We start from the raw sequence: 6,788 nt of genomic DNA on the forward strand, positions 1-6,788 counted from the left end.
TGAAGGGCGAAAATCAGTTGCCAAGGGTCATTGCCGGCGTCAAATTTACCGACGGCGTCGCAGAATCGACGACGCCAGCTAACCGCGCCGCCTGATCAGCCCCATCACCCAATTTCGGCCATAGCTCTGGTTGGAACCCGTGCGGCATCAATCCGTTTCAACGCCATCTCAACTGAAGCATCGGAGAGATGGCAATGGATTGGAACCGGATCGAGGGCAACTGGAAGCAGTTCAAGGGCGCTGCCAAGGAGAAATGGGGCAAGCTCACCGATGACGATCTCAACGTGATCGAAGGCCGCCGCGAGCAGCTCGAAGGCAAGCTGCAGCAGCGCTACGGTTTCGCCAAGGACCAGATCCGCAAGGATGTGGACGACTGGTTCCGAAGCCTGCGATAGGCTCTCGCAGCAAAAGCCCCGGCCGACGCCGGGGCTTTTGCTTGGTGTTGTCAGAACACCGCGATGTATTCAGATGTATTTCAAGAGCGAGATTACGCCCAGGATGATCACGACGACACGCGCGATCTGCTTGGCGCGTGTGTCGAGCGGCAGCAGGTTGATCAGGTAAAGGACGAGGATAACGACCAGAAACGTGATGAGTATGCTGATGAGCATGCGGCCCCCGAGGACGTCATAAATGGCGTGTTAGCAATTTCTTAACTGCCGGAAGGGCGCGAGGTTCCTGGCGGGGAACTTGCCCACTTGCGAAAAGCTCGGTCATTTCAGCGCGCTCCGTAAATATACGGCAATAGCGTTTCCGGAAATTTTTACCCTTATTGTTCCAAATGGCGACAGCTTTGGGGGAGCCACATGCTGAATCGCCTTTCTGTATCCGCGTTGCTGAAGATCGTTATCCTGAGCACTGCATTCTGCATCGTCGTCGGTTTCTCGCTGAATGCGTGGGATAGCTGGGGCCGGCTGCAGGCGGCGGGCCGGATTTCGACGATTGCCGACGTCTCGGCCGACCTTTTCAAGGCGATGCACAGCCTGCGAACCGATGGTTCGTCCACCAACCGCCTTCTGACCGGTGGGTCTCCGATGGACGGCGGGATCGAGAAGTACCTTCGCGACCTCCGCGATGCCGAAATGCTGGCGATGGCGAACGGGCTCGCCCGGCTCAAGACCATGGACTTCGCCCAGCAGAAGACCTTGGTGGCGGAGTTCGAACGGCTGTTCTCGCTGCTGACGGCCGAGCAGACGGAATTCTGGCAGGAGATGGCCAAGCCGAAGGAAGCGCGTCGCGCCCAGCTGGCGAAAGAGTATCAGGCAACGACGCAGGCCTTGCTCGACGTGCTCAATAAATTGTCGGGAACGCTTGCCGCCGACGTCAATCACCAGGATGCGGTGATCGACCAATTGCTCAACATCAAGCAGACTGCCTGGCTGCTGCGCAACACCGCCGGCGAAGCCTCCGCGCTGGTGTCAGACGGACTCGGTGCAGGCCGTATCACGCCGGAAATCCACCAAAGCTACACCAAATTCGTCGGCGGCATCGATGCCGCCTGGAAGGCGCTCGAGGTGGCAACCTCAGGCATGCAATTGCCGCCGAAGCTCGCGGCTGCGATTCCCGCCTCCAAGACCGCCTATTTCGATCCTGATTATCAAAGGCTGCGCGACCGGCTGATGGCGGCGCTTGCCAATGGCGGGAAGCCGGAGATGGCCGCGAACCAGTGGAGCCCGGTCACCGTCGGCCGGATGGGGACGGCCGTGGCGGTCGCGGAAGCAGCGCTCGATGCGGCCAAGGATCACGCCGCCGCCCAATACGCCCTGGCGCAGCGCTCGCTGATCACACAGCTTGCGCTGCTCGCCGGCGCGATCGCGGTCACCGTCGGCGCCATGATCGCAATCGGCCGCCGCGTCATCACGCCGCTGCACAACATCCGCGATGCCATGCTGAAAGTCGCCTCCGGCGACCTCGATGTCGATAGCGGCTATGCCGGGCGCAAGGACGAGATCGGCGCGCTTGCCGGTGCGCTTGAAACCTTCAAGCAGCAGGCCAAGGACAAGCTCCGCATCGAAGCGCAGGAGCGCGAGCGCAATGCCGGCGCAGCCGCCCGCCAGCAGACGATCGAGAACCATGTCGGCGAGTTCGAGCATCTGGTGCGCCAGACGCTCGAACATCTCGGCGACGCCTCCGGCAAGATGCGGGCGACGTCCGCCAACCTTTCCGCCGTGTCGCGCCAGACCAATGAACGGGTCGAGATCGCCGAAAAGGCGTCCGGCGAGGCGTCGATGAGCGTGGAGACGGTCGCAGCGGCTTCCGAGGAATTGAGCGCCTCGATCAACGACATCAGCCAGCAGGCGGCGCATGCGGCCGGTATCGCCAGCCGCGCGGTCAACCAGGCCCGCAACACCGACGGCACCGTGCAGGGACTTGCGAAATCCGCCGGCCGCATCGGCGAGGTGATCGGCCTCATCAACACCATCGCGGCGCAGACCAACCTGCTCGCGCTGAATGCCACCATCGAGGCCGCCCGCGCCGGCGAGGCCGGACGCGGCTTCGCCGTGGTCGCCTCCGAGGTCAAGTCGCTGGCGAGCCAGACCGCAAAGGCGACGGAGGAGATTTCCGAGCAGATCGCCGACATCCAGAAGGTCGCCGGCGAAGCCATCGACGCCATCAAGGGCATCGGCAGCATCATCGGCGAAGTCAATGAAGTCGCGACCGCGATTGCCGCCGCCGTCCAGGAGCAGGGCGCCGCGACCCAGGAGATCACGCGCAGCACGCAATTTGCCGCGCAGGGCACCAAAAACGTGTCGGAGAACATCACCGGCGTAAAGGCCGATGCGGATACCTCGGCGGCCGCCGCCGAGGATGTTCGCCTCGCCTCGGAGACGCTGGAGACCCAAAGCCGTGGGCTCGGCGACCAAGTCACCGATTTCCTCGGCAAGATCCGCGCCGCCTAGCCCCTATTCACCACTCACTCCCGCGCCACCACCGGCACGCGCCCATATTTGGCGCGGATGCGGTCGGGCGCGGGCGAGAGCTGCAGCGAGGCACCGCGCTTGTCGGGGCGGCCGGCGACCATCAGGCCGTTTTCGCTGGCGACGATGTCCCCCTTCCGCAGGGTGGGATCATCCTCGATTTTGACCTGCGCCAGTCCGCCGGGATCCTTGCCGTTGCAGGTGCAACCCGCCACGATCTCGTTTCGGTAACGGAACGCGTTCGGCAGTTCCGAATACGCCGTTCCGTCCTCCGTCTCGGCGTTGTCGATGCTGCCGCCATAGACCAGCTTGGTCTCGCTCGCCGGACAGAAATTATTGCAGCTCTGCGCGCGACTGGCATTGTCGGAGACCGGCAGCGGGAAGTAACGACCATCACAGGTACGCACGCAGAACGCCTGACCCCCGCCGCTATAAGCGCGATCATAGCTGCGGTCATAGGCGCGCGGCCGCCAAATCCGTTGCTGCACGGCGGGCGGGCCGTCGTCGAACGGCGGCCGGATCATCGGAGGCCGGCCGAAGCCGCCGAACAGGAGCGAGAAGAAATCCTGGGCCTGCGCCGCGGGCGCGGCGACGGCAAGGACGAGCGCCGTCGCGCCGAATATCCATCGCCAATGCGAGATCGGGGCCATTTTCGCCTCAATTCACCGACGACACGTTCAGTCGTATCGCCTGCTGGCCCGACGGCAGCGTGGTCGCCGCGGCTTGCGGACGCGGCGGCGCCGGGCGCACGCTGATCGTGGTCCTGGTATCCGAACCGCGGGCGAGCACTGGCGCATTCTTCGGCAGCACCACGACCTTGGTACCGACATTGACGCGGCCAAACAGATCGGTGACGTCCTCATTGGTCATCCGGATGCAGCCGGAGGAGACGAACTTGCCGATGGTCGAGGGATCGTTGGTGCCGTGGATGCGGTATTCGCTCGATCCCAGATACATCGCACGCGCGCCCAGCGGATTGCCGGGACCCCCGGCGATGAACCGCGGCAGATAGGGCTGGCGCCTGATCATCTCGGCGGGCGGATACCAGTCCGGCCATTCCGCCTTGCGGCTGATGGTCTGCACGCCTGACCAAGTGAAGCCTTCGCGGCCGACGCCGACGCCGTAGCGGATCGCGCGGCCCTGCCCGAGCACATAGTAGAGCGCGGTGTTGCCGGTATCGATGATGACCGTGCCTGCCGCTTCGCTGCTCGCAAACGGCACCACCGCACGGCGCAACCGCTCCGGCAGCACGCCGGCCTCCGCGTCCCTCCCCTCGGGCGTCAAGGCCTCGTCGGACGGAAAGGCGCCCTGCCGGATGGGGGCGTAGCCCAGCGACTGGGCGCCCGCGGAGTTCGAGAGGGCGATAGGCGTCACCAGCAGGCTGACGGCGAAGACAAGCGCGTTTGCCGCGCGCGACGATCGGCGGAATAGAGCGGATGACGGTGTCATGTGCTGCCCCATTGGATACGCATCACGCTGATGCTCTGCCCCAACCAAACGCGCGCCATCGCTTCGCGGTTCCGCGCTCCGCCGTGGCAGAGTCGCATCAGTCAAGAACACGACCGCTCACGATCGCGCGATGGAACCTGGCGGCCGGCCCGGAGTTGGCCCTCCAAGAATTTCCGGTCGTGGCACGCACACACCGCGCGTCGCCTTGACATGCGCCCGTGGCGGGAGAGAACCAGCGTGCGTGTCCTTCCCAGTGAGCGTCTCCTGTCCAATGGCGCCGAAGGCACGCCCGCCCCCGATGGCCACGCCGAGCTGCCGCCGGTCATCCGCCGCACCGAGCTCGTCGCCCTGTCGCTGGTCGGGCTCCTGGTTATCGCCATCGTCGCGGTGCTCTATCTGGCCAAGGCCTTCTTCCTGCCGATCACGATGGCCTTCATCGTCGGCACCATGCTGTCGCCGGCGGCAAGCTTCCTCGAGCGCTACCGCGTGCCCCGCGCGGTCGCCGCAGTGCTGATCGTGGCCGCCGTCAGCGCCGCCGCCACCTTCATTATCGGATTGATTTCCGCTCCGGCGATCGAGTGGAGCGCCCGGTTGCCGGAGCTCGCAGCGGCGCTGAAAGAAAAGATGCACATCTTCGACCGGCCGCTGTGGCAGCAATTGCAGAGCATGATCGGCGGCTCCGAGACGCTTGCCCCGTTGCAATTGCCGAAGTTCGAATGGGTGCAGCCGACGGTGGAATTCCTGTCGCCGACCTTTGCCGAATTCCTGCTGTTCATCGCCACCCTGATCCTGTTCATCGCAAGCTGGAAGGATCTGCGGCGGGGGCTCGTTATGGCCTTCGGCGATCGCGATTGGCGGCTCCGCACCCTGCGCATCCTCAACGAGATCGAGGGACATCTCGGCAACTACCTGCTCATGGTGACCATGATCAATATCGGCGTCGGGATCGGGACCGGGCTGATCTGTGCCGTCACTGGCATGCCCAACCCGGCGGGCCTTGGCGCGCTCGCCGCCACGCTGAACTTCATCCCGATCATCGGGCCGGTCGCGATGTTCGTGGTGCTGGTTCTGGTCGGTCTCGTCAGCTTCTCGACCATCAGCGCCGGATTGATCGCGCCGGCCTGCTTTGCGGTGCTGACCTTCCTCGAGGGGCATTTCATCACCCCGACCATCATCGGCCGAAGACTTGCCCTGAATGCGCTCGCCATTTTCATCGCACTGGCGTTCTGGACCTGGCTGTGGGGCCCGATGGGCGCCTTCCTGGCCTCCCCACTCCTGATCGTCGCGCTGATCCTCAAGGAGCATTTGATGCCGGTCAATTCGCCGCATCTGCCGGAGGAGTGAACCGGATTTCGGCTCGGGAACTTAGTTCCCGACGCGGCGTTCTGCCAAGAACAACATTGGTGAAGCAACATTGGTTCGGGAGCTGTTCGATGTCGGTGACAAGCGATTTCGGATTGAAGAACATGACAGACAAAGCAACCTATGAACGCCTGCAGAAGGATGTCGCCACCGTGAAGGACGACATCGCCGCGCTGACCGACCAGATCACCGAGGCGCTCAACTCGTTCGCCGGCAGCGCGCGAAAGCAGGCACGCCGTGGATACGACCAGGCGCGCGACCGCGCCGAAACCGCCGTCGACGACATGTCGGAGCGCGGCAGCGCGATGATGGACGCCGCGCAGGATGCGTACTCCTCGATCGAGGAGACGCTGGAGGACGCCATCACCCAGCGCCCGCTGGCGACCGTCGGCATTGCGCTCGGCCTCGGCTTCCTGATCGGCATGGCCTGGCGAAGGTAGCGGCGGACACGTCCCCATGCTGCAGCGACTGGTCAGTGACGTCAGGGAGCAGGCGGGCAATGCCATGCGGCTGACGTCGCTTGCGGTCGTGATCGCCGCAACCGCGCTCATTGCGCTCGGCTTCCTCTGTGCGGCGTTCTTCGTCTGGGTGCACCAGACCTATGGGCCGATTTGGGCATGTCTTGCCTGCGCCGCGCTTTTCGTGGTGGTCGCGGTGATCGCCGCCGCCCTCTACGTCGCACGGAAGCGGCAGATGCGGCTGCGCGCCGAGGAGATGGCCCGGGCGGCACGCCAATCCCTCCTCACCAACCCGGCGGTGCTAGCAACCGGCCTGCAGCTCGTCCGCGCCATCGGCGTGAAACGGCTGGTCCCGATCCTGGCGATCGGCGGGCTGGCGCTGGGGCTGATGGCCAGCCGGAGCGCGGCGAGCGATCCACCGCCACCGGACAAGTGACAGCCCTGCCGTCGTCGTCGCGAAAGCGGACGATCCAGGCTGTAGATTCCATGGGGCGGTGAGCGCGCCCTTTCCGGTAGGTTTGGGTTTCCACACTCGAACCATCGGAGAGTCTGATGCAAGCATCGACCAAGAGCACGCCCACCGCCGGCCATTGTGGCACGA

The 6,788-nt window shown here is 64.5% G+C and carries 8 protein-coding genes; 5 read left to right on the forward strand and 3 right to left on the reverse strand.

Annotated features, from left to right (window positions below; all coding sequences use genetic code 11):
• The first annotated feature begins 194 nt into the window (after window positions 1–194).
• Window positions 195–395 carry a CsbD family protein gene (locus ACZYOF_RS41225; protein WP_165421142.1) on the forward strand — a complete coding sequence of 67 codons (201 nt, stop codon included), beginning with the start codon at window positions 195–197 and terminating at the stop codon, window positions 393–395.
• 69 nt (window positions 396–464) lie between these two features.
• Here the strand turns inward: ACZYOF_RS41225 and ACZYOF_RS41230 are convergent, their stop codons facing one another.
• Entirely contained in the window at window positions 465–611 is a 147-nt protein-coding gene (locus ACZYOF_RS41230) for a Thivi_2564 family membrane protein (RefSeq protein WP_130579429.1), read from the reverse strand.
• 195 nt (window positions 612–806) lie between these two features.
• Between ACZYOF_RS41230 and ACZYOF_RS41235 the strand changes: the two genes are divergently transcribed.
• Window positions 807–2,900 (forward strand): methyl-accepting chemotaxis protein, encoded by a 2,094-nt coding sequence (locus ACZYOF_RS41235; RefSeq protein ID WP_463719334.1) that lies wholly within the window; start codon window positions 807–809, stop codon window positions 2,898–2,900.
• 14 nt (window positions 2,901–2,914) lie between these two features.
• Here ACZYOF_RS41235 and ACZYOF_RS41240 read toward each other — a convergent pair whose 3' ends face one another.
• Both ACZYOF_RS41240 and ACZYOF_RS41245 read right to left on the reverse strand, forming a co-directional pair.
• Window positions 2,915–3,568: a DUF2865 domain-containing protein gene (locus ACZYOF_RS41240; RefSeq protein WP_130579425.1), complete on the reverse strand. Its 654-nt coding sequence runs from the start codon at window positions 3,566–3,568 to the stop codon at window positions 2,915–2,917.
• Window positions 3,569–3,575: 7 nt separating this feature from the next.
• A complete protein-coding gene (locus ACZYOF_RS41245; RefSeq protein WP_463719335.1) occupies window positions 3,576–4,367 on the reverse strand; it encodes a L,D-transpeptidase in 792 nt (263 codons plus the stop codon).
• Between the two features lie 237 nt (window positions 4,368–4,604).
• Between ACZYOF_RS41245 and ACZYOF_RS41250 the strand changes: the two genes are divergently transcribed.
• The 3 genes from ACZYOF_RS41250 to ACZYOF_RS41260 all read left to right on the forward strand — a co-directional run bounded on the left by ACZYOF_RS41250 (window position 4,605) and on the right by ACZYOF_RS41260 (window position 6,623).
• On the forward strand, window positions 4,605–5,711 hold the full coding sequence (locus tag ACZYOF_RS41250) for an AI-2E family transporter (protein WP_463719336.1): 1,107 nt from the start codon (window positions 4,605–4,607) through the stop codon (window positions 5,709–5,711).
• 89 nt (window positions 5,712–5,800) lie between these two features.
• Window positions 5,801–6,169 carry an ElaB/YgaM/YqjD family protein gene (locus tag ACZYOF_RS41255; RefSeq protein ID WP_130579419.1) on the forward strand — a complete coding sequence of 123 codons (369 nt, stop codon included), beginning with the start codon at window positions 5,801–5,803 and terminating at the stop codon, window positions 6,167–6,169.
• A gap of 16 nt (window positions 6,170–6,185) precedes the next feature.
• Complete coding sequence (locus tag ACZYOF_RS41260) at window positions 6,186–6,623, forward strand: phage holin family protein (protein ID WP_130579417.1); 438 nt, start codon at window positions 6,186–6,188, stop codon at window positions 6,621–6,623.
• The last annotated feature ends 165 nt before the right edge of the window (window positions 6,624–6,788 follow it).

The sequence above is a fragment of the Bradyrhizobium sp. LeoA1Lang genome (assembly GCF_055413685.1).